Consider the following 21682-nt stretch of genomic DNA (forward strand, 5'->3'; position numbering starts at 1 on the left):
GGGGTGGTGCTGGGCTCGGGGGTGACGATCGCGTACGCGCTCGGGCAGGGCTGGCCGGCCGTGGTGCCCGCCTGGGCGACGGCGGGCGGCCTGGCGGCGACGCTGGTCATCGGCGCGGTGGCCGGGCTCTATCCGGCGATCCGCGCCTCCCGCCTCTCACCCACCGAGGCCCTGGCCACCCCCTGACCCACGCCGCTCGCCCCCCAAGAGGTGGGGCGGGTGGTCAGAGGGACCGGAGGAGTTCGGCGAGTCGTTCCATGGAGTCCCGGCCGCCTTTCGCCCCGTCCGCGCGGACGATGGCGTCCCGGGACTCCACCGACGGGTGCACCGACTGCGCCACGTACCGCGTCCCGCCGCCCGCCACCTCTTCCAGCCTGATCGTCTCCAGCGCCACGTCGCCGGGCGTGCCCTCGAACTCCCACGTCCGCACGATCAGCTCGGGCGCCACCACGTCGTGGTAGACGCCGCGGAAGCCGTACTCGCCGCCCTTGGCGTCGATGTTGACGAAGCGCCAGCGCCCGCCCGGGCGGGCGTCCATGCGGTCGACGCGGGTGGCCAGGAATCGCGGCCCCCACCAGCGTGGGACGAGCTCGGGATCGGTGACGGCACGGAACACCACGTCGCGTGGCGCGTCGAAGACGTGGATCATGAAGATGTCCTGACGGCCGGGTTCGATGACGAATTCGGTGTTACCCATGCTCACGGCCTTCCTGCCGGCGTTGGATCTTCTTGATCTCCCGGTCGAGCCGGTCGAAGCGGTCTGACCAGCGGTCGCGGTAGCGGTCGATCCACTCCGACGCGGACTCCAGCGGGGCCGTCTCCAGCCGGCACGGCCGCCACTGCGCCTCGCGGCCCCTGCTGATCAGCCCGGCCCGCTCCAGCACCTTCAGGTGTTTGGAGATCGCCTGCAGGCTGATGTCGAACGGCTCGGCCAGCTCGTTGACCGTCGCCTCGCGGTCGGCCAGCCGGGCCAGGATCGCGCGGCGGGTGGGGTCGGCCAGGGCGGCGAAGGTGAGGCTGAGCTGGTCGTCGTCGGGCATCCGGGTGGGTCTTTCTGGTCCGATCGCGGTTGATGACCTAATAGTCCACGATCGCGCCGCAGGAGATGTTCACCGTGGCCGAGGTCATCGAGCGGGCCCGGTCGGAGGCCACGAAGGAGGCGACGTCGCCGACGTCGGACAAGGTCGCGGTCCTGCCCAGCAGCGTCGGCTCCAGCAGCGAGTCCGCGATCTCCCCCTTGCCGGGGAAGGAGTCCGGGATGCTCTCCGGCACGCCGCCGGTGACCAGCGTGATCACCCGGATGCCGTGCCTGCCGACCTCGACGGCCCACTGCCGGCGGACGCCCTCCATCGCGTCGAGCGCGACCTTGAAGCCGCCCAGGCCGGGCAGGGTCTGCGGGCCGCTGCCGCCGAACATCAGGACGACCCCGCCGCCCCGCCCGATCATGTGCTCGACGGCCGCCCTGGTGGTCAGGAACTGGGTGCGGACGGCGACCTCGACCGGCTGGGTGAACTCCGCGACGGAGATCTCCATCAGCGGCCGCTGCACGTCCTGGACGCCGATCGTGTTGAACGAGACGTCGATGCCGCCCTCGCGCTCGGCCACCGAGCCGGCGAAGGCGGTGACGGAGTCTTCGTCGAGGGCGTCCACCTGGGCGGTCTCGGCCCGGCCGCCGGCCGCGCGGATCTCGTCGGCGACCTTGGCGAGGGTGGCAGGCGTGCGGCCGGCCAGATGGACGCGGGCGCCCTCGCGGGCGAAGGCCCGCGCCGCCGCCGCGCCGATCGAGCCGCCCGCGCCGTAGATCACCGCGACCTTGTTCTCCAGGAGCATCGGAGCCGTCCCTTCCGGCTTGTTCAACCTGTTGGTTAATCAACCTATAGGTTGAATATAGGCTCGTGCTCCCCGCCGCTGTCAACAGGTCCTCGCCGCGAAAAGGTTGCCACGGCCCGGCGGCCCCGCTGCCCGGGAAGGGAGGGCCGCCGGGCCGCGGTCATCAGCCGCCGGCGGAGTGGGTGCCGCCCCGGTCGTCCTCGCCGGTGACCTCGTTCGTCGACGGGCCATCGCCGGTCTCCTGGCCAGGGCCGGCCGGCGGCAGGTTCAGCGCGGTCGGCACGCAGTCGGCCACCGCGCCCTCGACGACCTCCATCCGGGCCGAGACCGGCGGCCTGGAGTCCGACAGGTCCGCGGAGAGCGCCAGCACCAGCGTCTGGTCCGCCGTGACCTGCCCGGGCTCGATGCGGAACCGCACCCCCTCGCCGTCGTTGGAGCCGATGGAGGTGGTCGTCGTCCGGCCGGACGACGACTTGGCGGGCGTGCCCCGGCCGTCCTGGCAGGTCTGCCCGGCGGGCAGGTAGTCGACCGCCGCCTTGATCCCCTGCGCGGCCAGCGCCCGCTCCAGCCCCTCGGGGTCGCTGTAGTCGTTGATGGTGACCTCGACCCCGCCGTCGGCGGCCTTGGTGACCGCGAAGGCCGGCGCGGCGAAACCGCCGAACACGGCCACCGCCGCCACGGTGGCCGCCGCGACCCCCGCGACCGCGGCGCCCAGCCCCGCCACCCGGCGTCCCCTGCTCCGCACCGGCGCTTCCACGACCATTCCACCCTCCATCGTTCGTCTGCTGATGTCTTCCTTGAGCGCACTGAGCAGGCGCTCTTCGAAATTGCTCATGCCTGACCCTCCGCGTACACGGCCGACGGCGAAGCGACGTCTTCAAGGGCACGTCTGGCCCGATGCAACCTGACTCGTGCGGTCACCTGCCTGATGCCCAGGGCCGCGGCCGCCTCCGTGACGGTGAGCTGGTCGATCACCACGAGTTCCAGCACCGCCCGCTCGCCCTCCGGCAGCCCGGCCATGGCCTCCAGGGCCTTGCGCGCGCGGCGCTCGGCGTCGATCCGCTCCTCCATCCGGGCGAGATCGTTGTCGTCCATCAACCGGCGGCCGGCGACGCGGCCGGTCGCCCGCGCCTCCCTGGCCCTGCGCCGGTGCTCGGCCGACACGACGTTGCGCGCCACGCCGTACAGCCAGGCGATCTCGCTGCCCCGTCCTGGACGGTAGGTGGCGGCCGAGTCCATGGCCGCCAGGAAGATGTCCGCGGTCAGATCGGCGGCCAGGTGCGGGTCGCTCACCCGTCTGACCACGTACCGCAGCACCGCATCGACGTGGCGGCGATAGAAGGCCTCAAAGGCCGCGGGGTCTTCGTTGAGGCGCACTGGCCTCGCTCCCTTCGTCGTTCGCCCTTACACCCGTACTTGGACGATGGCGTGGGAAGCGTTTCCTGAGCGTGTGGAAGCCCGTGGATCAGGGCCGGTCCCGGTCGCCGAGCAGCGTGTCGAGCTTGCGCTCGATGCGGTCGAGCCGCGCGGCCAGCTCGTCCAGGTGTCCCTCGGTGGCGTCCTCCTCCTCCGGGCGCAGCCGCACCAGCATGGACCCGCCGGGCTCCAGCCGTACCAGGCTGGTGTCTCCGACACTCTCGCCGCCTCTGAGCTGGATCGACACGTCCACGTCGGCCTGGCGCAGCCCCATCCTGCGCAGCGCGGACGGGATGTAGACGCCGTCGCGGGCCAGCACGGTCGGCCGGCCCTCCACGATCCTGCCGATCGCCGGCACGGCCGCGGCGACGCGCACCACCATCGCGTTGAACACCACCAGGATCGTCACCCCGAGCAGGCCGCCGACCAGGGAGTCGTCCGGGCCGATGATCGCGTTCTGCACCACGTTGCTCATCAGCAGCATGACCACGAAGTCAAAGTTGTTGAGCTGGGCCACGCCGCGCTTGCCGCTGAAGCGCAGCAGCACGGTCACCGTGAGGTAGACGGCGATCGTCCGGAACGCCTTGTCGCCGAGCGAGATCCCGGTGTTCCAGACGTCCTCCCACACGACGACGTCACCGGCGCCGAAGTTTGGCGATGAGCCCCAGGTCGTCCACGCACCGGCCGAGACCGAGCACCACCGATTCCTGCGGGTGCGCGGCGCGGCGCACCGGGAAGCCGAGCCCGGCCCGCAGCCGCCGGCCCAGCCCGCGCAGCAGCGCGCCGCCGCCGACCAGCACCGCGCCGCGCTCGACCAGGTCGGCGGCGAGTTCCGCGGGGCAGCGCGCCACGGTCTCCATGGCGGCCCTGGCGATGGAGTCGACCGGCTGCCCGGCCGCCTCGTAGATCTCCTGGACCGGGACCTGCACCGTGGACTCGCGGCCGCTCTCCCGGTCGTGGCCGCGTACCGTGACCCGCCGGTCCCCATCCTGCCCCGACGGCCCGGCGGCGCGCTTGACCGTCTCGGCCTCCTGCTCGTCGATCAGCAGGTCGTGCTCCTCGTCGAGCAGCCGGACGATGGCCCGGTTCACCGCGTGCCCGCCGCCGCCCGCGGTGCCCGCGGCCACCACGCAGCCCCTGGCGACCACGCCGATCCTGGTCGAGGCGCAGCCGACGTCGATGATCATGTGTCCGGCGGCGTCCCTGACCGGCAGCCCGGCGCCGAGCGCGGCGGCGAGCGCGTGCTGCACCAGCACGATGCGCCTGGCCTCCGCCTCGTAGCCGAGATCGCGCAACGCGTGCTGCTCCATCGGGGTGAAGTGGTCGGGCACCGCCATCACCAGGCGCGGCCTGGAGAACGGGTGCCAGTGCACCTTGCGCAGGAAGTGCCTGATCATGCGTCTGGTCAGCTCGCCGTCGATCGGCAGGCCGCCGTTGACCGGCCAGTACGTCTCCCCGTCCGCCCGGCTGGCCGCCTCCTGGCCGACGCCCACGACCTTGCCCGTCAGCGGGTCGCGCCAGACCGCCGACGGCTCACTGAGCACGATGCCCCGGCCCTTGGCGTAGATACGCGTGCTGGCGGTGCCGAGGTCCATCGCCAGGTCACGACCGAACAGGCTCATCGCAGGACAAGGGGGTTGACCACCATGGCCCTGTTATTACCGGCGTCGCTTACACGCAACACCACGAATGCCTCACGGCGTGACCACGTCCCGGTCAGTCGCGCCGCAGGTCGGCAAGCACCTCGTCGGCCCACTGGACGGTCGCGGTGACCTGGGCGAGGCCCAGTTTGAGCGCGTAGCGGCCGAATCCGGTGGTCGACTCGCAGTCGAGCTCGGCCCGCCGCCGCTCGAACCGGTCCCTGATGCGCTCGACCACCGCGATGGCGTCGTCGCGGTCGAGCAGGGGCATGAGGAACGTCTGCAACGCCGTCTCGCTCCTGACCGTCATGGACGGCTCGTGCCCCAGCAGCCATTCGCGCAGCACCCGCTGACCCTCCGGGGTGATCTCGTAGATCTTGCGCCCCCGCGCGCCTTCCGCCTCGACCGTCACCAGGCCGTCGGCGGCCATCTTCACCAGTTCCGGATAGATCTGGGTGTGCCCGGCCTGCCAGACGTGATCGATCGAGTGCTCGAACTTCTTGGCCAGGTCGTAGCCGCTGGCCGGGCCTTTGGCCCGGAGCAGGCCGAGTAGCGCGATCCGTAGGGACATGCCGATCAGCATACCGAAGACTTGACATGTCAGTGCTTACATGTCAGCCTCCACCTGTGAAAAATGACACAAAGTCGCGTGGCGACGGTTTGCTGCTGCTCGCCGTGCTCGGCGGGATGTTCCTGGCCATGCTCGACCAGACGATCGTCGGCACCGCGCTGCCGCGCATCGTCGCCGAGCTCGGCGGGGCCGACCTCTACACCTGGGTGGTCACCGCCTACCTCTTGACGTCCACGGTGACCGTGCCGCTGTACGGCCGGCTGTCCGACCAGCACGGCAGGAAGACGCTGCTGCTCATCGGGATGTCGGTGTTCGTACTTGGCTCGGCGCTGTGCGGGTTGTCGCAGGACATGACGCAGCTCATCGCCTTCCGCGCGCTGCAGGGGCTGGGCGCGGGCGCGTTGCTGCCGCTGTCGCTGGCCCTGGTGATGGAGCTGTTCCCGCCCAGCCAGGGCGGCGCCAAGGTGCAGGGCGCGATGGGCGGGGTGATGGCGTTGTCCTACCTGGCCGGGCCGTTCCTCGGCGGGTTGTTCACCGACCAGGCGTCCTGGCGGTGGGCCTTCTACGTGAACGTGCCGCTCGGCGCGGTGCTGATCGCGATCGTGGTGCTCCGCCTGCCCAACCGGCCGGGCGTGGGCGGGGGCCGGCCAGACTACCTGGGCATCGGCGTCTTCACGCTGGCCATCAGCGCGCTGCTGCTCGGGCTGACCGAGAAGGGGCTCGACGGCAACGGGTGGGGCGACCTGCCGGTGGCCGGGCCGATCGGGCTGGCGCTGGTGTCGCTGGTGGTGTTCGTGATGGTGGAGCGGCGGGCGGAGAGCCCGATCATGCCGCTGCACCTGTTCGCCAACCGGACGTACACGCTGGTCAACGTGACCTCGTTCTTCACCGCGTTCTGCATGTTCGCCGGCGTGGTGTTCCTGCCCAGGTACTTCCAGGAGGCGCTGGGCGGCAGCGCCACGGAGTCCGGGCTGAAGATCTACCCGATGACGCTGGCCATGGTGCTCGGCAGCGCGCTGATGGGCGTGCTGATGACCAGGACCAAGGTGTACAAGCCGTGGCTGCTGGTGTCGCCGTTCCTGCTGACCGCGGGCGCGCTGCTCTGCCTCAACCTCTCGCTGGCGACCGACGGCGTGGTCCTGGCGGGCTGGATGGTGCTCATGGGGCTCGGCGTGGGCCCGATGTTGTCCGGCCTGACCGTCGCCGTGCAGGCCTCGGTGCCGCCGCAGTACATCGGCACCGCCTCGGCGAACCTGACCTTCTTCCGCCAGGTCGGCGGTTCCGTGGCGCTGGCCCTGGCCGGCACCGTCTACACCGGCGTGGTCGCCGCCGACGCCCCTGTGCGCGGGGTGGCCGCCGCGCACGCCGAGGCCGCGTCCGTGGTCATCCCCGCGCTGGGCGTGGCGGGCGCGTTGATCGCGCTGGTCGCGCTGGTGGCGTTGCCGGCCAAGCGGCTGGAGGTCCCGTCCGCGCCCGCGGGCAAAGTTGAGGCCGGTTTCGCGTCATAAGGGACGTCGTGCGAAGCTGTGTATGTCCCAACACCAGGAGGTCCTCATGGCGGAAACACCGGAGCCGGAAGTCGAAGAAACTCCCGAGGACGAGATGAAGCGGAAGTTCCGCGAGGCGCTGGATCGCAAGCGAGCCCAGCACGCGGACTCAGGAGCTGGTGGCAGGGGCGTCGACCCATCGAAGATCCACGGGGCGCACGGACCGGCTGCGAGCAAACGATCCTTCAGGCGCAAGAGCGGCGGCTGAAACAGCGTGTTTTCCGGGGGTGCGGCATGCCGCGCCCCCTTTCTCTTTGCCGAAATGGGTAGATCTTCGCCCGATTCATGACGATTCGTTTGCGTATGTCCGATTCAAAGGTTAGTCTGATCCTCGTTACCAGCTGGTGACGTGGCCCTTACCCAGGAAGGGCGATCAGCTGGCGCCGAATCCCGCACCGCCGGGAACCGGGGACCCACCTTGTTGGGGTGAATCCGGCACGTCAGTGCCAGTAGGCCATCTCCACGGCCGAACCCGTCAGCTAACCCGGTAGGCGAGATGGAGAGGACACCCCACATGTACCGCGTCGTACCGCCACTCACGTAGTGCCAGCCGCGCAAAGCGGCCCTTCAGACCTTAAAGCTTTTCCTTGCGCTCATCTCCCCGCGCGCAGCCCACCTCTGGCGTTCTGCCGGGCTGCGCGTACACGCGCATCTCCCCGTCCCCTCACAAAGGACTCAATCTTTCATGTCTGCTCGCTCTGGCCTGCGTCCGTTCGCCCTGATGACCGCCTCCTGCGTCGGCGCGCTCTCCCTCGCCGCCGGCGTGGCGGCCCACGCCGACACCGGTACCGACGAGAAGGTCCTGCTCAAGGGCTCGACCACGGCGTCCTACTTCTGGGACGACTCCTCCGGCCGCGCCGGTGACACCGGCCTGCCCGCCTCCGGCAAGCCGATGCAGAAGGGCATGGTCGCCAGCCCCTCGTGGCCGCTCATGACCGAGGGCTACGTCGTGTACAAGGGCAAGAAGATGCCCTTCTTCGTCGGCGACCGCGGCCCCGGCACGCCGTCCAACCGCGGCATCATGCTCGACCTGGACGCCAAGACCTTCGCCGAGCTGACCGGCGGCACCTTCAACACCGACACCCTGCACGTCGACGGCGTCGGTGGCCAGGGCCACATCAAGGTCGAGTACGTCATCACCAAGTGGGGCGAGGGCAAGGGCAAGAAGAACTACCCGGTGCCGTTCTCGACCCGCGCCTGGGCGAAGACCGACACCAACCCCGCCCAGCCCCCGGCGCAGTAAAGCTCTTTACGACCGGGTACTAGAATGTCATTCTAGTACCCGTGACCACCCGCGTAGCCGTCAACGGCATAGAGATCGCCTACGAGAGCTTCGGCTCTCCGCAAGACCGGCCCCTGCTCCTCATCATGGGGCTCGGCGCCCAGCTCGTGCACTGGGACGATGACTGGTGCGCGCTCCTGGCCGAGCAGGGACATCACGTCGTCAGGTTCGACAACCGCGACGCGGGCCTGTCCACGCACTTCCACGACGAGGGCGCCCCCGCCATGGGGGCGCCCTCGCCGTATGTGCTGGACGACATGGCCGCCGACACCGCCGCGCTGCTCGACGTGCTCGGCTGGCCGGCCGCCCACGTGGTCGGCGCGTCGATGGGCGGCATGATCGCCCAGACGCTCGCCATCAGGCATCCCGCCCGGGTGCTCACGCTGACCTCCATCATGTCCACGCCGGGACCACAGATCGCCCCGCCCACCCCCGAGGCCATGGCCGTGCTGGCCGGCCGCCCGCCGGCCGGCCGCGAGGCCGTGCTGGCCCAGGCGCTGGAGACCTGGTCGATCATCGGCTCGCCCGGCTACCCGATCGACCGCGAGCGGATCCTGCGGGTCGCCGGGCTGGCCTACGACCGCGCCTTCGACCCGGCGGGCACCGCCAGGCAGCTGGCCGCCATCGTCGCCTCGGGCGACCGCACGGAACTGCTGCGCGAGCTGGCCGTGCCCACCCTCGTCGTCCACGGCGAGGCGGACCCGCTCATCCCGCTCGCGGGCGGTCAGGCCACGGCCGCGGCCATCGCCGGCGCGACGCTGCTGACGTTCCCCGGCATGGGACACGATCTGCCGCGCGATCTCTGGCCGGACCTGATCGCCGCGATCACCAAGCTCACCAGCGGCTGAGGCGAGTAGGCGAACCGGCGGCGGCCCGGCTCAGACCTCCAGCTTCTCCTCGATCGAGCGAAGCTGGTGCCGGGCCAGCGCCAGGTTGGCCCGGTTGCGGTCGAGCGCGAGATAGAGGAACAGCCCCTTGCCGCCGCGCCCGGTGATCGGCCGGATGAGGTGGTACTGGCCGGTCAGCGTGATCAGGATGTCCTCGATGCTGTCCTTGATGCCCAGCGAGTCCATCGTGCGCAGCTTGGCCTTGACCACCTCGGTGTTGCCCGCGGCCGCGATCTGCAGGTCCAGGTCCTTCGAGCCGCCGAGCGTGCCGAGCGCCATACCGCTGCTGTGATCGACGATCGCCGCTCCGACCGCGCCGTCGATGCCCACCATCTCCTTGAGGGAGACGTCCATGCTCGCCATGGTTTCCTCCGTTTCCTTCTTCGGTGCTTGTGCGCCGCGACGGCGGGCGGGTGTGTGCCGTCCGCGCGGCGTCGTGCTCTCCAGGAACCTCCTCATCTGGGCTCGCTTGCCGTCATGACAGCTCCTCCAGGGCCTTCTTCAGCCGCATCAGCAGCGACAGATCGGTCGGGTCGCCGGTCATCGCCGGCCCGAAGGGGTGACGGTCCCGCTCGGGCGGCCGCTCGCTCTGGCGTCGGGTCCGCCGGGGCAGCGCCGGCGCCTCCTGGACGGCCTCCGCCGCCGCCTCCTGGACGTCCGGCGCGGCGAGCAGCCCCGCGGCGGCCAGGTAGCGCACCGCCAGCAGGACCGAGTAGGCCGTCCTGCCGAGCTGCCTGGCCAGCTCCAGCGGGGTCGCCTCGCGCTCGCCCGCCGCGATGATCTCCCACTGCACCCGGCTGAGCGCCACGCCGTGCCCCGGCAACCGCGTGGCGAGCCGCACCGGTGCGCTGTCCACCTCGGCGGACGGCCAGATCCTGGCGAGCTGGGCCCGCCGCCGCGCGCACTCGCGCACCAGCCCTGGCACGTCGAAGAACCACTGGCCGCCCAGCCAGTGCCGCTCGCCCGGGCGGAACTTGGGCCTGCTCCCGGTGGCGGGCAGCAGGAAGAAGGCCGCGTCCAGGACCACCCCGAGCACCGCGTACTGCAACTCGCCCAGCGTGACCCGGCCCTCGCGCAGCAGGCGGTCGCAGCCGCCGTCGGCCTGCAGCTTGCGCAGCGCCGACTCGGGCACCCGCCCGTTGGCGGTGAGCAGGCGTTCGACGCCGGGCGTCTGCGCGCACTCCATGTACGTCACGCGCCCGTCGGTCAGGAAGATCGTGCCCTGCCTGCCGACGCGCAGCGCGCCGGTGGAACGCTCGCGGGCGAGCCCGGTCAGAAGGGTGTCGAGTGGCGCCATGACTCACGCCAGCAGCCGGCCCGAGATGTCCCGCAGCCGGTAGCGGGCCAGGGCGAGGTTCGAGAGTTCGAGATCCAGGCGGACGTAGATGACCAGCGGGCCCTCGAAGGCCGTCTGCAGCGGCCGGAACAGGTGGTGCCCCTTGTCGGTGGTGACGAGCATGTCGTCGATGCGCACGCTCTCGCCTGGCGACGAGCGCGCCAGCCCGTCGGCGGTGGCCCGCAGCGCCTCGGTCAGCGCCGCGGCCGAGCGTTCGGTGTCCGTGTCGTCCGCGCCGCTGGCCACCACGGCCATGCCGCTGGTGTGATCGACCAGCATCGCGTCCAGTGCGCCTGGAATGGCCATGACCTCGGCCAGGCAGGTGTCGAGCCCCAGCACGTTGCGCTCCCCTCGCCGGTCCGGGATTCGGCAAGCGTAGGGGGGACGGCGGCGGCGCCACGGGACGGAAGTGGAAGGTTTATACCGCAGGGGCGTAGAAGAACCCCACTATGAAGCAGAACTGCTTAATTTATGCCGATTTTTCGCGATAACTGAGAATCTTATTCACGTTCTGCTCCGCCCACGCGGCCACCGCCGAGAGCGGGGCGTGCAGCGAACGGCCCAGGTCGGTCAGGGTGTACTCGACCCGCGGCGGCACCTCGGCGAACACCTCGCGGGTGAGCAGCCCGTCCAGTTCCATGGAACGCAGCGTCTGCGTCAGCACCTTGGGCGTGACGCCGCCGATCCTGGTACGCAGCTCGGTGAAGCGCAGCGGCCCGTCGTCGAGGCTGAGCAGGACGAGCACCGACCACTTGTCGCCGATCCGGTCGAGGACCACCCTCGTCGGGCAATTCGGGTCGAAGACGTCGCCGGTATCCATAAGGTACTTATAGCACGATGAAGTAACCAGTATCTCCTGGATACTCTTGGCGACATGAAGATCCTTCTCTTTGGCGCGACCGGCATGCTGGGCTCGCGCATCGCCGCCGAACTGGCCGGACGCGGATTCGACGTCACCGGACTCAGCCGTTCCGGGCCCGTCAAGGGCGACGTACGCGACACGGGCACGCTGGCCGAGGGCTACGACGTGGTCGTCTCCGCCATCGCACCGCCGCGCGACGGCACCGAGCCCGAAGGCCCGTTCCTCGACGCCACCCGCGCGCTCATCGACGGCGTGCGCGCGGCCGGCGCGAGCCGCCTGATCGCGGTCGGCGGCGCGGGCGGGCTGAAGGTCGGACCCGGCCTCGACCTGGTCGACACGCCCGACTTCCCCGAGCTCTACAAGAAGGAGGCGCTCGCCCAGCGCGCCGCGCTCGACCTCTACCTGCGGGCCGAGGACCTGGACTGGACCTACGTCTCGCCGGCCGCCGAGATCGCGCCGGGCGAGCGCACCGGGGTCTACCGCATCGGCGGCGACCACCTGCTCACCGACCCCGACGGGCGCAGCTTCATCAGCGCCGAGGACTACGCCGTCGCCATCGCCGACGAGGTCGAGAAGCACGCGCACCCGCGCCGCCGCATCACGGTCGCCTACTGACCGGCCGCCCGATCAGTCGATCTCGTCGGGCAGCAGCGCCTTCTCGTCGGGCTTGTACACCAGGACGTTGTCCACGTACGACTTCACCGCGGTGGACAGCCCGACGTCGGCGCCGGCCCCCTCCGACAGGTACCACCGGTGGTCCAGCACCTCGTGGAACAGCTGCGCGGGGTCCAGCTTGCGGCGCAGCGCCGCGGGCACGCCCTCGATCGTCGGCTGGAAGACCTCCGCCAGCCACCGGTGCGCCACGATCGCCTCGTCCTCGTGCCGCAGCCCCTTGGCCACCCGGAACCCGTCGAGGTCGTTGAGCAGCCGCCTGGCCTGGTTCTCCTCGACGTCGAGCCCGGTCAGCCTGAGCAGCCGCCGCTGGTGGTGCCCGGCGTCCACGACCTTGGGCCGGACGATCAGGCGCCCGGTGCCGACCTTGCGCCGCACCATCATCTCGGCCACGTCGAAGCCGAGCAGGTTCAGCCGCCTGATGCGCTGCTCGACGCGGTGCCAGTCGACCTCCTCGATGATCTCGTCCTGGGTGATCTCGTCCCAGAGGCGGTGGTAGCGGGTGACGATGTCCTCGGCGGTGTCCATCGGGTCGATCGACGGGTGCAGCAGGCCGCCGGCCTCCAGGTCGAGCATCTCGCCGAAGATGTTGGTGTGCGCGGTGTCGATGTCGGCCGCCCGCTGGCCCTCGCTGATCATCGGGTGCATCTCGCCGGTCTCGGCGTCCACCAGGTACGCCGCGAACGCGCCCGCGTCCCTGCGGAACAACGTGTTCGACAGGGAGCAGTCGCCCCAGTAGAAGCCGTTCAGGTGCAGCCGCACGAGCAGCACGGCGAGCGCGTCGAGCAGCCTGGTCAGCGTGTCGGGGCGGAGCGTGCCGGACATGACCGCCCGGTACGGCAGCGAGAACTGCAGGTGCCTGGTGATCAGCGCGGCGTCCAGGCCCTCCTCGCGGCCGGTGACGTACGCGACGGGCTCGACCGCGGGCGCGTCCAGCCTGGCCAGGTCCCACAACAACTGGTACTCGCGCTTGGCGTAACGCTCGCTGATCTCCTTGATCGCGTAGACCTTGCCGGAGAGCCTGGCGAAACGCACCACGTGACGGGAGATGCCGCGCGGGAGGTCGACCAGATGATGCTCGGGCCAGTCGGCCAGTGGAACGTCCCAAGGCAGTCGGATGAGGTCAGGGTCTTCGAGCGCGCCGGTGATCTGGAGGGGCATGCCGACCAGGATATTGTTCATAAGTGGACGACTTTCTCAAGTGGTACTTTTCCGCCCGACCTGTCGTCGCCGGCCTTCTGGGAGCCGAAGGCTACGACCACACTCTCGGAGATTTCTCCGCGGCCGCGTTCACCGCTCGCGAGCGTGAGGAGCGACTCTGGCTGGAGCGCCTGGCCCAGACCGAGATCGCGAGCCTCGACGACGCGATCGACAGAGACCTCGTGCTCTCCCAGCTCAGAGGCGCGATAGCGGTCCAATCCTGGCCCGAATGGCGGCGCGACCCCGCGGTGTACCTCGGGGCCGTCTTCGGCTCGATGTTCACCCCCTTCCAGCAGCGGCTCAAGCCGGAGCCCGAACTGGTGTCCGCGGCGATCTCCAGGCTGGCCGAGGTGCCGGGGGTGCTGGCCGCGTGCCAGGCGAACCTGGACGCCGACCTGGCCGCGCCGCTGATCGTCCAGCGTGCCCTCGGCCCGGCCCGCACCGGCAGGAGCTTCCTCACCAGGACCGTTCCCGCCATGGTCGAGGACCCGGACCTGCGCGCCAGGCTCGCCGAGGCCGCCGAGCCGGCCGCCGCGGCGTTCGACGCGTTTGTCACGTTCCTGGAGTCGTTCACCTGCGGCGGAACCTGGCGGATGGGGGAGAAGCTCTACTCCATCCTGCTGCGCGAGCGCGAACTGCTCGGCTACGGCGCCGCCGAACTGCACGAGAAGGGCAGGCTCGCCTGGGCCGACCTGGACGAGCGCATGCGCGCGGTGTCCACCCGGGTCAACGGCGGCGAAGACTGGCGGGCCGCGATGGAGTCCCTGATGGACGACCACCCGCCGACGCTGGCCGACATGCGGGCCGAGTACGAGGCCGAGACCCGGCGGGCGCGCGAGTTCGTCCGCGAGCGCGACCTGGTCACCTTCCCCGAGGGCGAGGAGTGCCAGGTGCTGCCGTCCGCGGAGTACACCAGGCCGGTCCTGTCCGTCGCCCACTACCTGGCCCCGCCGCCGCTGACCAGCTCGCGGGCCGGCGTCTTCTTCGTCCCGTACACGCCGGACGACTTCACCCCCGAGCAGATCCGCCAGCGCCTGCGCACCAACTCGCGGGCGCAGATGCCGTCGATCGCGGTGCACGAGGCGTACCCGGGGCACCACTGGCACCTGTCGTTCATGGCCGGCAACCCGCGCACCGTGCGCAAGGTGTTCAGGACGCCGTACTTCACCGAGGGCTGGGCGCTGTACGTCGAGAAGGTGCTGCACGAGCAGGGCTACTTCGACACGCCCGCGACCGAGCTGGGGCATCTGGACTGCCGGATCTTCCGCGCGGCCAGGATCGTCGTGGACACGGCGCTGCACTGCGAGGACATGACGATCGAGCAGGCGGAGACGTTCATGGCGACCAAGGCGTCGCTGTCGCCCGGGACGGCCCAGGGCGAGGTCAGCCGGTACTGCGCGTGGCCCACGCAGGCGCCGTCGTACCTGACGGGGGCCATCGAGATCGACCGGATCAGGGAGTCGTTCACCGGGTCCCTGCGGGAGTTCCACGACAAGATCGCCGGGTCCGGCGGACTGCCGCTCGGGCTCGCCGAACAGGTCGCGCTGGCCTGAACCCGGGATCCCGCGCGGGATGCCTGAGCCCGGGATCCCGCGCGCGGCTCCTGGTGAGCCGGCCCGCCGTTGCGTGCGGCGGGCCGGCTCGAAGAGCGGTCAGGGTCGGCGGCGCGGGAAGGCCGGCGGGTGGGCCGCGCGTTCCACCACCGCGTCGAGCTGCGCGTCCGTCAGGATGTTCGGCTTGCCGACGGCGAGCGCGCGCACGTACACCTCGCACAGCCACTCCAGCAGCCGCGTCGACTCGAACGCCTGCTCCAGCGTGGCCCCGATGGTCACCCCGCCGTGGTTCGCCATGAGCGCGGCCTGCTTGCCCGCCAGCGCCTCCCGGACGTTGGCCGCCAGCTCCGGGGTGCCGTACGTGGCGTACTCGGCGACCTTGACCACGCCGCCGAGCAGCAGCGCGTTGTAGTGCACCGGCGGCAGCTCGGTCATCGTGGTGGCCACCACCGTGCCGAACACCGAATGGGTGTGCACGACGGCCTGGGCGTCCGTGGTCGCGTAGATCGCCAGGTGCATCGGCGTCTCCGAGGACGGCTGGAGCTCGCCCTCGACCAGGTGCCCATCGACGTCCACGATCGGGCACATCTCCGGGGTCAGCCGATCGAGCGCCGCGCCCGAAGGAGTGACCGCGACCAGGTCGCCCTGGCGCACGCTCAGGTTCCCCGAGGTGCCGATCACCAGGCCGAGCTCGACGGCGCGCCTGCCGTACTCGCACAGCTGCTCACGGAGGCTCATGGGCGCAATGTAGTCGGTCGTCCGAAATACTTCAACGGTTCACGGCGCGACCGCGGCCACCGCCTCGACCTCGATCAGGACGTCCGGCCGGAACAGCCCGGCCACCTGGACCAGCGAGCTCGTCGGCGGCCTGCCGACATCGACGAACTCGTCGCGCACCCGCCTGACCGTGGCCAGCTCGGCGGTGTCGGTGACGTAGAACGTCAGCTTGAACACGTCGGCCCAGCCCGCGCCCGCCGCCTTCAGCGCCTGCTCCAGGTTGCGGAAGACGAGCCTGGTCTGCGCCTCCCAGTCGCCGGCGGGCGCGAGGGCGCCGTCCGCCTCGACGGGGACCTGGCTGGAGGTCCAGACCAGCCGGTGGCCGGGCGGGACGCTCGCGACGTGGCTGTAGCCGTTGGCCGGCGGCAGCGTGTCCGGCGTGGAGAGTTCGAATCTGGTCATGGCCGACATTGTGCCCGGCTAGGGCGCGCGGAGCCGATCGAGGGTCTGCAGCATCAGGCGTTCGAGGTCGGCCCTGGTCAGCCGGTCGGGGTAGAGCAGCAGGTGCAGGCTGAGGCCGTCCATCATGGCCAGCAGGTGCTCGGCCACGTCGTCGAGGTTCTCCTCGGCGTTCAGCTCGCCGGCCGCGCGGGCCTCGGCCAGCAGGTCGCGTACGGCCGAGCGCAGTTCCGCGGCCTCGGCGCGCTGGATCTCGGCCAGGTGCTCGGCGGCCAGGCTGCGGCTCCAGAAGCTGACCTCCAGCCGCGTCTCCTGGGTGCGCTCGGCGTCCAGCGGGAGGTTGTCGAGCAGCAGCTCGCGCAGCGCGGCCAGGCCGCCGACCCCCCGCACCTTGCGGGTGAGCCGTTCGCGGATGCGCTGGTGCGACTGGCGCAGCGCGGAGAGCAGGATCTCGTCCTTGTCGGCGAAGTAGTGCGCGAGCACGCCGTTGGAGTAGCCGGCCTCCTTGGCGATGGCGCGGGTGGTCGCGGCGTCGATGCCGTCTCTGACGATCACCCGGCGGGCGGCCGACAGCACCTCGCGCCTGCGCTCGTCGTGGTCGACGATCTTCGGCATCCTGTTACCCCCTTCTCGTGCTGCTCCCAGCATATTGACTTTTTATTCGGACGTCTGTCTATTTAGACCATGACCGTCGCCACCGTCGGCGTGCACATCGTCGACATCCTCGCCAGGCCCGTCGAGCACATCCCCGAGGGCCAGGACACCGTACTGGTCGACCAGATCCGGCTGACCGCCGCCGGGGCCGCCGCGGGCACCGCGGTGGACCTGGTCAAGCTGGGCAACGACGTCGTCACCATGGGCGCAGTCGGTGACGACGAGCTGGGCGACTTCCTGCTGGCCGTGCTGGCCAAGCGCGGCGTGGACGTCTCGCGCCTGGCCCGCAGGACCGGCGAGCAGACCGCCGCGTCCATCCTGCCGATCCGCCCCGACGGCGGGCGGCCCAGCTTCCACGTGCCGGGCGCGAACCTCGGCGTCACGCTCGCCGACCTGGACGCCGAGACCCTGCGCGGCGCGCGGGCGGTGCACCTGGGCGGCATGGACGTGACCTTCGGCCTGGGCGACCCGGCCTTCTTCGGCCTGCTCGACGAGCTCAGGGCCGGGGGCGCCCTCGTCACCCTGGACCTGCTGTCCGAGCTGCCGGATCTGCTCGGCATGGCCCGCGCGTTCCTGCCGCACGTCGACTACGTGCTGCCCAACGAGTCGCAGGCTCTGCTCATGACCGGCGCGGCCGACGTGCCCGCCGCCGCGCGGGCGCTGCTGGCCGAGGGGCCGCGCGGCGTGCTGGTCACGCTGGGCGCCGAAGGCAGCCTGGTGGTGACGAGCGCGGGCGAGACGCACGTCCCCGCGCTCAAGACGGACGTAGCCGACACCACGGGCTGCGGCGACGCGTACTGCGCCGGGTTCATCACCGGGCTCCTGCACGGCCAGGACGTGATCACGGCCGCCCGCTGGGGCACCGCCGCGGCCGCCCGCGTGGCGAGCGGGCTCGGCTCGGACGCCGGTCTCACCGACCTGCCGGCCACGCTCGCACTTCTCTGAGAAAGGGCTGTACCCGTATGACCCCCACGACCCCCACGACCGACGCCGAACTCAGGAAGCGGGCCCTGCAAGTGGTGCCCGGCGGCATGTACGGGCACCTCAACGCGGCCATCTTCGCCCCCGGCTACCCGCAGTTCTTCGACCGCGGCGAGGGCTGCCGCCAATGGGACGTCGACGGCCGCGAGTACATCGACTTCATGTGCAGCTGGGGCCCGGTCGTGCTCGGGCACCGGCACCCGCGCGTGGAGGAGGCCGCCGCCGGGCAGCTCGCCCGCGGCGACTGTCTCAACGGCCCCGGCCCCGTCATGGTGGAGCTGGCCGAGCTGCTGGTCGACACCGTGCCCAGCGCCGACTGGGCGATGTTCTCCAAGAACGGCACCGACGCCACCACGCAGGCGCTCATGGTCGCCAGGGCCGCGACCGGCCGCACGAAGGTGCTCATGGCGCACGGCGCCTACCACGGCGCCGACCCGTGGTGCACGCCCTCGCTCGCCGGCACCACCCCGAACGAGCGCGCCGACCTGGTCGAGTTCACCTACAACTCGCTCGAATCCCTGGAGGCCGCGGCGGCCACCGTGGACGGCGACGTGGCGGCCGTCATCGTCACGCCGTTCAAGCACGACTCGTTCGAGGACCAGGAGCTCGTGGAGCCCGCCTTCGCCCGCGGCGCCCGCGCGCTGGCCGACCGGCTGGGCGCGGCGCTGGTCATCGACGACGTCCGGGCCGGGTTCAGGATCGACCTGCGCGGGTCGTGGGAGCCGTACGGCGTGCGTCCCGACCTGACCGCCTGGTCCAAGGCGATGGCGAACGGCTACCCGATCGCGGCCGTCACGGGCACCGACGCGCTGCGCACCGCGGCGCAGTCGCTGTACTCGACCGGGTCGTTCTGGTTCTCCGCGGTCGCGATGGCCGCGGCCAAGGCGACCATCGAGACCCTGCGCGACACCGACGGCATCGCGGCCATGGAACGGGCCGGCACCCAGTTGCGCGAGGGGCTGCGGGCCCAGGCGAAGGCGCACGGGTTCACCGTGAACCAGACCGGGCCCGTCACGATCCCGTGGCTCAGCTTCGACGGCGACGCCGACCTGTCCGTCGCGCTGCACTGGAGCGACGCGTGCCTGCGGCACGGGGTGTACCTGCACCCGTGGCACAACTGGTTCATGTCGGCGGCGCACACCGAGGAGGACGTGGCGCGGGCGCTGGAGGGCACCGACCAGGCCTTCGCCGAGACCCGCGCGCACTTCGGCTGATCGCCGGTCCTGCCGCGGTCAGGCGCGCTTCGCCGATTCCGCCGCGGCCCAGGTGAAGATGCCCTTGGCCATCAACGATTGTTCGGCGGCGGCCCGGGCGGCGAAAACCTCGGCCCTGACCCGGTGTACTCCGGCGTCGTCAGGAGCGGCCAGCGCGGCCATTTCCGCGAGATGTCCGGCCAGCCGTTCGTCGCCGTCGGAAAGGGCCTTCAGCGCGGCGTCGGCGAGCGCGCCGGCGCCGCCCGCGAGTTCCGCGACCGACGCCGCCAATACGGCGTCCGGGGCCGGCTTCAGATGCGCCGGATTTCCGTCGTACCAGCCGCCGTACAACCGCCAGAGATTACGCACGACGAATTCCGGCTCGTCGTATCGCGCCCGCAAATAGGGCCGGTCGGCGAGCCGGGAAAGCGGCTTTACCGAGTGCACGATCTCGTCGAGCCTGGCGCCCGCGTTGAGCATCTCCAGGGTCTGGGTGATGAGCGATTCCAGCCATTCCGCCGTCTCCAGCAGCGCCTGCCTGATGCGGTCGCGGCCGAAGATCGGCGCGCCGTGGCTGGGCAGCATGATCTCGGCGTCCAGGCCGGCCATCCGGCGCAGCGCGTGCACCCATTCGCGCGGGTAACGCTGCACCTTCTGCGGGTTGCCGCAGTTGGGGGTGACCCAGATGAACAGGTCGCCGGGCAGCAGCAGCCGGTGCTCGGGGACGTAGGCCACGGTGGCGTCGTCCGTCTCGCCCTTGGCGTGGAACAGGTCGAAGGTGAGCTCCCCGCGCCGGACGGTGAGCGCGTCGGAGTAGGTGACGTCCGGATAACGGTAGTCGGTGGGCCAGCGCAGCTTGGAACTCTGGAACTGGCGCTGGTTGATCACCTCGTTGTAACCGTTGGTCAGCAGGTAACGCTCGAAACGGTCGGCCACCGCGCGATGGGCGTAGACGGTGGCGCGGCGCGCGCCGTCCTCGGCCTCGAACGGCCCGGTGCCGTGCACGTGGTCGATGTGCCCGTGCGAGTAGAAGGCGGTGGTCATCGGGGCCCGTGACCAGGCACGAACGTCCTGGTGCAGCTTCCCGGCGGAGAACGGGCTGCTGGTGTCGAACAGCAGCAGTTCGCCCTCCGTCTCGAAGACGATCACGTTACCGAACCCCGACCACCACCCGAGGCCATCGGCTATGGTTTGGACACCCTTGTCCTCCATGCCCCTGTCAACGATGCTGTCGTCAGACTCTCCGCGCCACACGCGGTCCGCGTACTCGACAATCATGTGACCCACCTTCCTTCTAGAACGTCGTTCTAGGCAAGGGATCACGGCAAGGTCACGTCTCGATTGCGCCCCCTTGACGCGTGTTGCCAGGCGTTCGTACGTTCGGGCAAACGTTTAGGAAACTTTCCTAATTGATCCTCTCCAGGAGCCCACATGACCCACCCGGGCGAGATAACCCGGCGCCAGTTGCTGCGCCGTATCGGCATGACCGCGCTCGTCGCCGGCCCCGGCGCGGGCCTGCTGAGCGCCTGTGCGACGGGCGGCGCGGGCAGCGGCGACCAGCCGTCTGCCGCGCCCACCTCGGCGGCGGCCACCACCGACCCCAAGAACCCCTTCGGCGTCGACCCCAAGAAGCCGCTCGAAGTCGTCATCTTCAGCGGCGGCTACGGCGACTCCTACGCCAAGGACCTGCACGAGGAGCTCTACAAGAAGGCGTACGCGGGCGTCTCGATCAAGCACACCGGCACCCAGGGCATCGGCACCCAGCTCCGCCCGCGCTTCCAGGGCGGCGACGTCCCCGACGTGCTCAACAACTCCGGCCCCGAGGCGCTCGACCTGGCCGCCCTGGCCGCCGAGGGCCAGCTCGCCGAGCTGACCGCGCTGTTCGACGCGCCGTCCATCGACGACCCGAGCAAGAAGGTCCGTGACACGATCACGCCGGCCGTGCTGGACAACGCCAAGATCAGCGGCAAGGACGTGGTGCTCAACTACACCGTGTCCCACCGCGCGCTCTGGTACAACGCCAAGCTGTTCGCGTCGAAGGGCTGGACCCTGCCCAAGACCTGGGCCGAGTTCACCGCGCTCGGCGACACGGCGAAGAAGGAGGGCATCCACCTCTTCGCCTACCCGGGTCTGAAGGGCCCGTACTACCAGCTCTGGAACGTGCTCTACACGGCCGCCAAGATCGGCGGCAACCAGGTCATCATCGACATCGACAACCTGGTCGACAACGCCTGGCTGGCGGAGCCGGTCAAGCAGGCGGTGACCGCCTGGACCGACATCATGCTGAAGTACAGCGACAAGTCCTACCTCGGTCTCGACCACACCCAGGTCCAGGTCAAGCACCTGCAGAACAAGCTGCTGTTCTACCCCGTCGGGTCCTGGATCGAGAACGAGATGGCCAAGGACAAGCCGATGGACTTCGAGTACGCCATCGCGCCCATCCCCGACGTCACCGCGGCCGACAAGATGCCCTACGGCGCCATCCAGGTCGGCGTGGGCGAGAACTTCGCGGTGCCGGCCAAGGGCAAGAACGTTCCCGGCGGCCTCGAGTACCTGCGCATCATGCTGTCGAAGGAAGGCGCGAAGGGCTTCACCGAGAAGACCAAGAGCGTCACCGTGGTGAACGGCGCCGCCGAGGGCGTGGACCTGCCCCCGGGCCTGATGAGCGCGGCCAAGGCCGGAGACGCGGCCGGCCAGAACATCATCACCGAGGCGCGCTTCGAGGGCTGGTACAAGGAGCTCTTCGACTTCGGCCACGCCGAGATGATCAACCTCATGGCCGGCCGGATGACCCCCGACGAGTACCTCACCAAGATGCAGAAGAAGGCCGACGACATCAAGAAGGACGACTCGGTCGCCAAGCAGACGCGGAGCCAGTAACA

Annotated in this window: 27 protein-coding genes and 1 riboswitch; of the genes, 10 read left to right on the forward strand and 17 right to left on the reverse strand. The window is 70.5% G+C overall.

Features of this window, described 5'->3' with window-relative positions; genetic code table 11:
- On the forward strand, nucleotides 1-186 hold a 186-nt coding region (locus tag HII36_RS18540), incomplete at its 5' end, for an ABC transporter permease (protein ID WP_173524464.1).
- Nucleotides 187-223: 37 nt separating this feature from the next.
- Here the strand turns inward: HII36_RS18540 and HII36_RS18545 are convergent.
- The 8 genes from HII36_RS18545 to HII36_RS18580 all read right to left on the reverse strand — a co-directional run bounded on the left by HII36_RS18545 (nucleotide 224) and on the right by HII36_RS18580 (nucleotide 5457).
- Nucleotides 224-697, reverse strand: coding sequence for an SRPBCC family protein (locus HII36_RS18545; RefSeq protein ID WP_173524465.1), 474 nt, complete (start codon nucleotides 695-697; stop codon nucleotides 224-226).
- A complete protein-coding gene (locus HII36_RS18550) occupies nucleotides 690-1040 on the reverse strand; it encodes an ArsR/SmtB family transcription factor (RefSeq protein ID WP_173524466.1) in 351 nt (116 codons plus the stop codon). The genes HII36_RS18545 and HII36_RS18550 overlap by 8 nt, the downstream gene beginning before the upstream one ends.
- A 37-nt stretch (nucleotides 1041-1077) precedes the next feature.
- Nucleotides 1078-1830, reverse strand: a complete 753-nt coding sequence (locus HII36_RS18555; RefSeq protein ID WP_173524467.1) for an SDR family NAD(P)-dependent oxidoreductase — start codon at nucleotides 1828-1830, stop codon at nucleotides 1078-1080.
- A gap of 163 nt (nucleotides 1831-1993) precedes the next feature.
- On the reverse strand, nucleotides 1994-2665 hold the full coding sequence (locus HII36_RS18560) for a hypothetical protein (RefSeq protein WP_173524468.1): 672 nt from the start codon (nucleotides 2663-2665) through the stop codon (nucleotides 1994-1996).
- Nucleotides 2662-3207 (reverse strand): RNA polymerase sigma factor, encoded by a 546-nt coding sequence (locus tag HII36_RS18565; RefSeq protein WP_173524469.1) that lies wholly within the window; start codon nucleotides 3205-3207, stop codon nucleotides 2662-2664. The genes HII36_RS18560 and HII36_RS18565 overlap by 4 nt, the downstream gene beginning before the upstream one ends.
- 88 nt (nucleotides 3208-3295) lie before the next feature.
- Entirely contained in the window at nucleotides 3296-3874 is a 579-nt protein-coding gene (locus HII36_RS18570; protein WP_173524470.1) for a DUF421 domain-containing protein, read from the reverse strand.
- Between the two features lie 7 nt (nucleotides 3875-3881).
- Nucleotides 3882-4868 (reverse strand): rod shape-determining protein, encoded by a 987-nt coding sequence (locus HII36_RS18575; RefSeq protein WP_173524471.1) that lies wholly within the window; start codon nucleotides 4866-4868, stop codon nucleotides 3882-3884.
- Between the two features lie 94 nt (nucleotides 4869-4962).
- Nucleotides 4963-5457 (reverse strand): PadR family transcriptional regulator, encoded by a 495-nt coding sequence (locus HII36_RS18580; RefSeq protein WP_173524472.1) that lies wholly within the window; start codon nucleotides 5455-5457, stop codon nucleotides 4963-4965.
- A 56-nt stretch (nucleotides 5458-5513) separates the two neighbouring features.
- Here HII36_RS18580 and HII36_RS18585 point away from each other — a divergent pair, with 56 nt between their 5' ends.
- From HII36_RS18585 to HII36_RS18600, 4 genes are all read left to right on the forward strand, one after another.
- Nucleotides 5514-6965, forward strand: a complete 1452-nt coding sequence (locus HII36_RS18585) for an MDR family MFS transporter (RefSeq protein ID WP_328807778.1) — start codon at nucleotides 5514-5516, stop codon at nucleotides 6963-6965.
- A gap of 94 nt (nucleotides 6966-7059) precedes the next feature.
- Nucleotides 7060-7212 (forward strand): DUF5302 domain-containing protein, encoded by a 153-nt coding sequence (locus tag HII36_RS18590; protein WP_236003633.1) that lies wholly within the window; start codon nucleotides 7060-7062, stop codon nucleotides 7210-7212.
- A 163-nt stretch (nucleotides 7213-7375) separates the two neighbouring features.
- Nucleotides 7376-7513, forward strand: a riboswitch (cyclic di-AMP (ydaO/yuaA leader).
- A gap of 176 nt (nucleotides 7514-7689) precedes the next feature.
- Entirely contained in the window at nucleotides 7690-8247 is a 558-nt protein-coding gene (locus tag HII36_RS18595; protein ID WP_173524475.1) for a hypothetical protein, read from the forward strand.
- Nucleotides 8248-8288: 41 nt separating this feature from the next.
- Complete coding sequence (locus tag HII36_RS18600) at nucleotides 8289-9134, forward strand: alpha/beta fold hydrolase (RefSeq protein ID WP_328807779.1); 846 nt, start codon at nucleotides 8289-8291, stop codon at nucleotides 9132-9134.
- A gap of 30 nt (nucleotides 9135-9164) precedes the next feature.
- On the opposite strand, the gene HII36_RS18605 is transcribed toward HII36_RS18600, so the two are convergent.
- The 4 genes from HII36_RS18605 to HII36_RS18620 form a co-directional block, all read right to left on the reverse strand.
- Nucleotides 9165-9536, reverse strand: a complete 372-nt coding sequence (locus HII36_RS18605; RefSeq protein ID WP_173524476.1) for a hypothetical protein — start codon at nucleotides 9534-9536, stop codon at nucleotides 9165-9167.
- 112 nt (nucleotides 9537-9648) lie between these two features.
- Nucleotides 9649-10470, reverse strand: coding sequence for a hypothetical protein (locus tag HII36_RS18610; RefSeq protein ID WP_173524477.1), 822 nt, complete (start codon nucleotides 10468-10470; stop codon nucleotides 9649-9651).
- 3 nt (nucleotides 10471-10473) lie between these two features.
- A complete protein-coding gene (locus HII36_RS18615) occupies nucleotides 10474-10848 on the reverse strand; it encodes a roadblock/LC7 domain-containing protein (RefSeq protein ID WP_173524478.1) in 375 nt (124 codons plus the stop codon).
- Nucleotides 10849-10978: 130 nt separating this feature from the next.
- On the reverse strand, nucleotides 10979-11329 hold the full coding sequence (locus HII36_RS18620) for a winged helix-turn-helix transcriptional regulator (protein WP_173524479.1): 351 nt from the start codon (nucleotides 11327-11329) through the stop codon (nucleotides 10979-10981).
- A 54-nt stretch (nucleotides 11330-11383) separates the two neighbouring features.
- Between HII36_RS18620 and HII36_RS18625 the strand changes: the two genes are divergently transcribed.
- A complete protein-coding gene (locus HII36_RS18625; RefSeq protein WP_173524480.1) occupies nucleotides 11384-11986 on the forward strand; it encodes an NAD(P)-dependent oxidoreductase in 603 nt (200 codons plus the stop codon).
- Between the two features lie 12 nt (nucleotides 11987-11998).
- Here HII36_RS18625 and HII36_RS18630 read toward each other — a convergent pair whose 3' ends face one another.
- Nucleotides 11999-13204 (reverse strand): DUF4032 domain-containing protein, encoded by a 1206-nt coding sequence (locus HII36_RS18630; RefSeq protein WP_173524481.1) that lies wholly within the window; start codon nucleotides 13202-13204, stop codon nucleotides 11999-12001.
- A 23-nt stretch (nucleotides 13205-13227) separates the two neighbouring features.
- Here HII36_RS18630 and HII36_RS18635 point away from each other — a divergent pair, with 23 nt between their 5' ends.
- A complete protein-coding gene (locus HII36_RS18635) occupies nucleotides 13228-14796 on the forward strand; it encodes a DUF885 domain-containing protein (protein WP_173524482.1) in 1569 nt (522 codons plus the stop codon).
- Between the two features lie 99 nt (nucleotides 14797-14895).
- On the opposite strand, the gene HII36_RS18640 is transcribed toward HII36_RS18635, so the two are convergent.
- Genes HII36_RS18640 through HII36_RS18650 form a run of 3 tightly spaced genes read right to left on the reverse strand, consistent with a single transcriptional unit; the run spans nucleotide 14896 to nucleotide 16587 of the window.
- On the reverse strand, nucleotides 14896-15534 hold the full coding sequence (locus HII36_RS18640; protein ID WP_173524483.1) for a class II aldolase/adducin family protein: 639 nt from the start codon (nucleotides 15532-15534) through the stop codon (nucleotides 14896-14898).
- A 39-nt stretch (nucleotides 15535-15573) separates the two neighbouring features.
- Nucleotides 15574-15975: a RidA family protein gene (locus HII36_RS18645; protein WP_173524484.1), complete on the reverse strand. Its 402-nt coding sequence runs from the start codon at nucleotides 15973-15975 to the stop codon at nucleotides 15574-15576.
- Between the two features lie 18 nt (nucleotides 15976-15993).
- On the reverse strand, nucleotides 15994-16587 hold the full coding sequence (locus tag HII36_RS18650; protein WP_173524485.1) for a TetR/AcrR family transcriptional regulator: 594 nt from the start codon (nucleotides 16585-16587) through the stop codon (nucleotides 15994-15996).
- A gap of 69 nt (nucleotides 16588-16656) precedes the next feature.
- On the opposite strand from HII36_RS18650, the gene HII36_RS18655 reads away from it, so the two are divergent.
- Nucleotides 16657-17571: a carbohydrate kinase family protein gene (locus HII36_RS18655; RefSeq protein ID WP_173524486.1), complete on the forward strand. Its 915-nt coding sequence runs from the start codon at nucleotides 16657-16659 to the stop codon at nucleotides 17569-17571.
- A 17-nt stretch (nucleotides 17572-17588) separates the two neighbouring features.
- The gene (locus HII36_RS18660) at nucleotides 17589-18821 is read left to right on the forward strand and encodes an aminotransferase class III-fold pyridoxal phosphate-dependent enzyme (RefSeq protein WP_173524487.1); all 1233 of its coding nucleotides are present in this window, start codon (nucleotides 17589-17591) and stop codon (nucleotides 18819-18821) included.
- 18 nt (nucleotides 18822-18839) lie between these two features.
- On the opposite strand, the gene HII36_RS18665 is transcribed toward HII36_RS18660, so the two are convergent.
- The gene (locus HII36_RS18665) at nucleotides 18840-19949 is read right to left on the reverse strand and encodes an alkyl sulfatase dimerization domain-containing protein (protein ID WP_173524488.1); all 1110 of its coding nucleotides are present in this window, start codon (nucleotides 19947-19949) and stop codon (nucleotides 18840-18842) included.
- 282 nt (nucleotides 19950-20231) lie between these two features.
- Between HII36_RS18665 and ngcE the strand changes: the two genes are divergently transcribed.
- Nucleotides 20232-21680 (forward strand): N-acetylglucosamine/diacetylchitobiose ABC transporter substrate-binding protein, encoded by a 1449-nt coding sequence (ngcE, locus tag HII36_RS18670; RefSeq protein WP_173524489.1) that lies wholly within the window; start codon nucleotides 20232-20234, stop codon nucleotides 21678-21680.
- The last annotated feature ends 2 nt before the right edge of the window (nucleotides 21681-21682 follow it).

It is taken from the genome of Nonomuraea antri, from assembly GCF_013283785.1.
Taxonomy (GTDB): Bacteria; Actinomycetota; Actinomycetes; order Streptosporangiales; family Streptosporangiaceae; genus Nonomuraea; species Nonomuraea antri.

What these genes read in the sequence shown, in the direction of transcription:
- HII36_RS18620 (WP_173524479.1), bottom strand. Translation starts at nt 11,329, where the DNA reads ATGGATACCGGCGACGTCTTCGACCCGAATTGCCCGACGAGGGTGGTC.
- HII36_RS18580 (WP_173524472.1), bottom strand. Translation starts at nt 5,457, where the DNA reads ATGTCCCTACGGATCGCGCTACTCGGCCTGCTCCGGGCCAAAGGCCCG.
- ngcE (WP_173524489.1), top strand. Translation starts at nt 20,232, where the DNA reads ATGACCCACCCGGGCGAGATAACCCGGCGCCAGTTGCTGCGCCGTATC.
- HII36_RS18610 (WP_173524477.1), bottom strand. Translation starts at nt 10,470, where the DNA reads ATGGCGCCACTCGACACCCTTCTGACCGGGCTCGCCCGCGAGCGTTCC.
- HII36_RS18590 (WP_236003633.1), top strand. Translation starts at nt 7,060, where the DNA reads ATGAAGCGGAAGTTCCGCGAGGCGCTGGATCGCAAGCGAGCCCAGCAC.
- HII36_RS18605 (WP_173524476.1), bottom strand. Translation starts at nt 9,536, where the DNA reads ATGGCGAGCATGGACGTCTCCCTCAAGGAGATGGTGGGCATCGACGGC.
- HII36_RS18645 (WP_173524484.1), bottom strand. Translation starts at nt 15,975, where the DNA reads ATGACCAGATTCGAACTCTCCACGCCGGACACGCTGCCGCCGGCCAAC.
- HII36_RS18560 (WP_173524468.1), bottom strand. Translation starts at nt 2,665, where the DNA reads ATGAGCAATTTCGAAGAGCGCCTGCTCAGTGCGCTCAAGGAAGACATC.
- HII36_RS18630 (WP_173524481.1), bottom strand. Translation starts at nt 13,204, where the DNA reads ATGCCCCTCCAGATCACCGGCGCGCTCGAAGACCCTGACCTCATCCGA.
- HII36_RS18575 (WP_173524471.1), bottom strand. Translation starts at nt 4,868, where the DNA reads ATGAGCCTGTTCGGTCGTGACCTGGCGATGGACCTCGGCACCGCCAGC.
- HII36_RS18625 (WP_173524480.1), top strand. Translation starts at nt 11,384, where the DNA reads ATGAAGATCCTTCTCTTTGGCGCGACCGGCATGCTGGGCTCGCGCATC.
- HII36_RS18640 (WP_173524483.1), bottom strand. Translation starts at nt 15,534, where the DNA reads ATGAGCCTCCGTGAGCAGCTGTGCGAGTACGGCAGGCGCGCCGTCGAG.
- HII36_RS18595 (WP_173524475.1), top strand. Translation starts at nt 7,690, where the DNA reads ATGTCTGCTCGCTCTGGCCTGCGTCCGTTCGCCCTGATGACCGCCTCC.
- HII36_RS18545 (WP_173524465.1), bottom strand. Translation starts at nt 697, where the DNA reads ATGGGTAACACCGAATTCGTCATCGAACCCGGCCGTCAGGACATCTTC.
- HII36_RS18655 (WP_173524486.1), top strand. Translation starts at nt 16,657, where the DNA reads ATGACCGTCGCCACCGTCGGCGTGCACATCGTCGACATCCTCGCCAGG.
- HII36_RS18660 (WP_173524487.1), top strand. Translation starts at nt 17,589, where the DNA reads ATGACCCCCACGACCCCCACGACCGACGCCGAACTCAGGAAGCGGGCC.
- HII36_RS18550 (WP_173524466.1), bottom strand. Translation starts at nt 1,040, where the DNA reads ATGCCCGACGACGACCAGCTCAGCCTCACCTTCGCCGCCCTGGCCGAC.
- HII36_RS18650 (WP_173524485.1), bottom strand. Translation starts at nt 16,587, where the DNA reads ATGCCGAAGATCGTCGACCACGACGAGCGCAGGCGCGAGGTGCTGTCG.
- HII36_RS18555 (WP_173524467.1), bottom strand. Translation starts at nt 1,830, where the DNA reads ATGCTCCTGGAGAACAAGGTCGCGGTGATCTACGGCGCGGGCGGCTCG.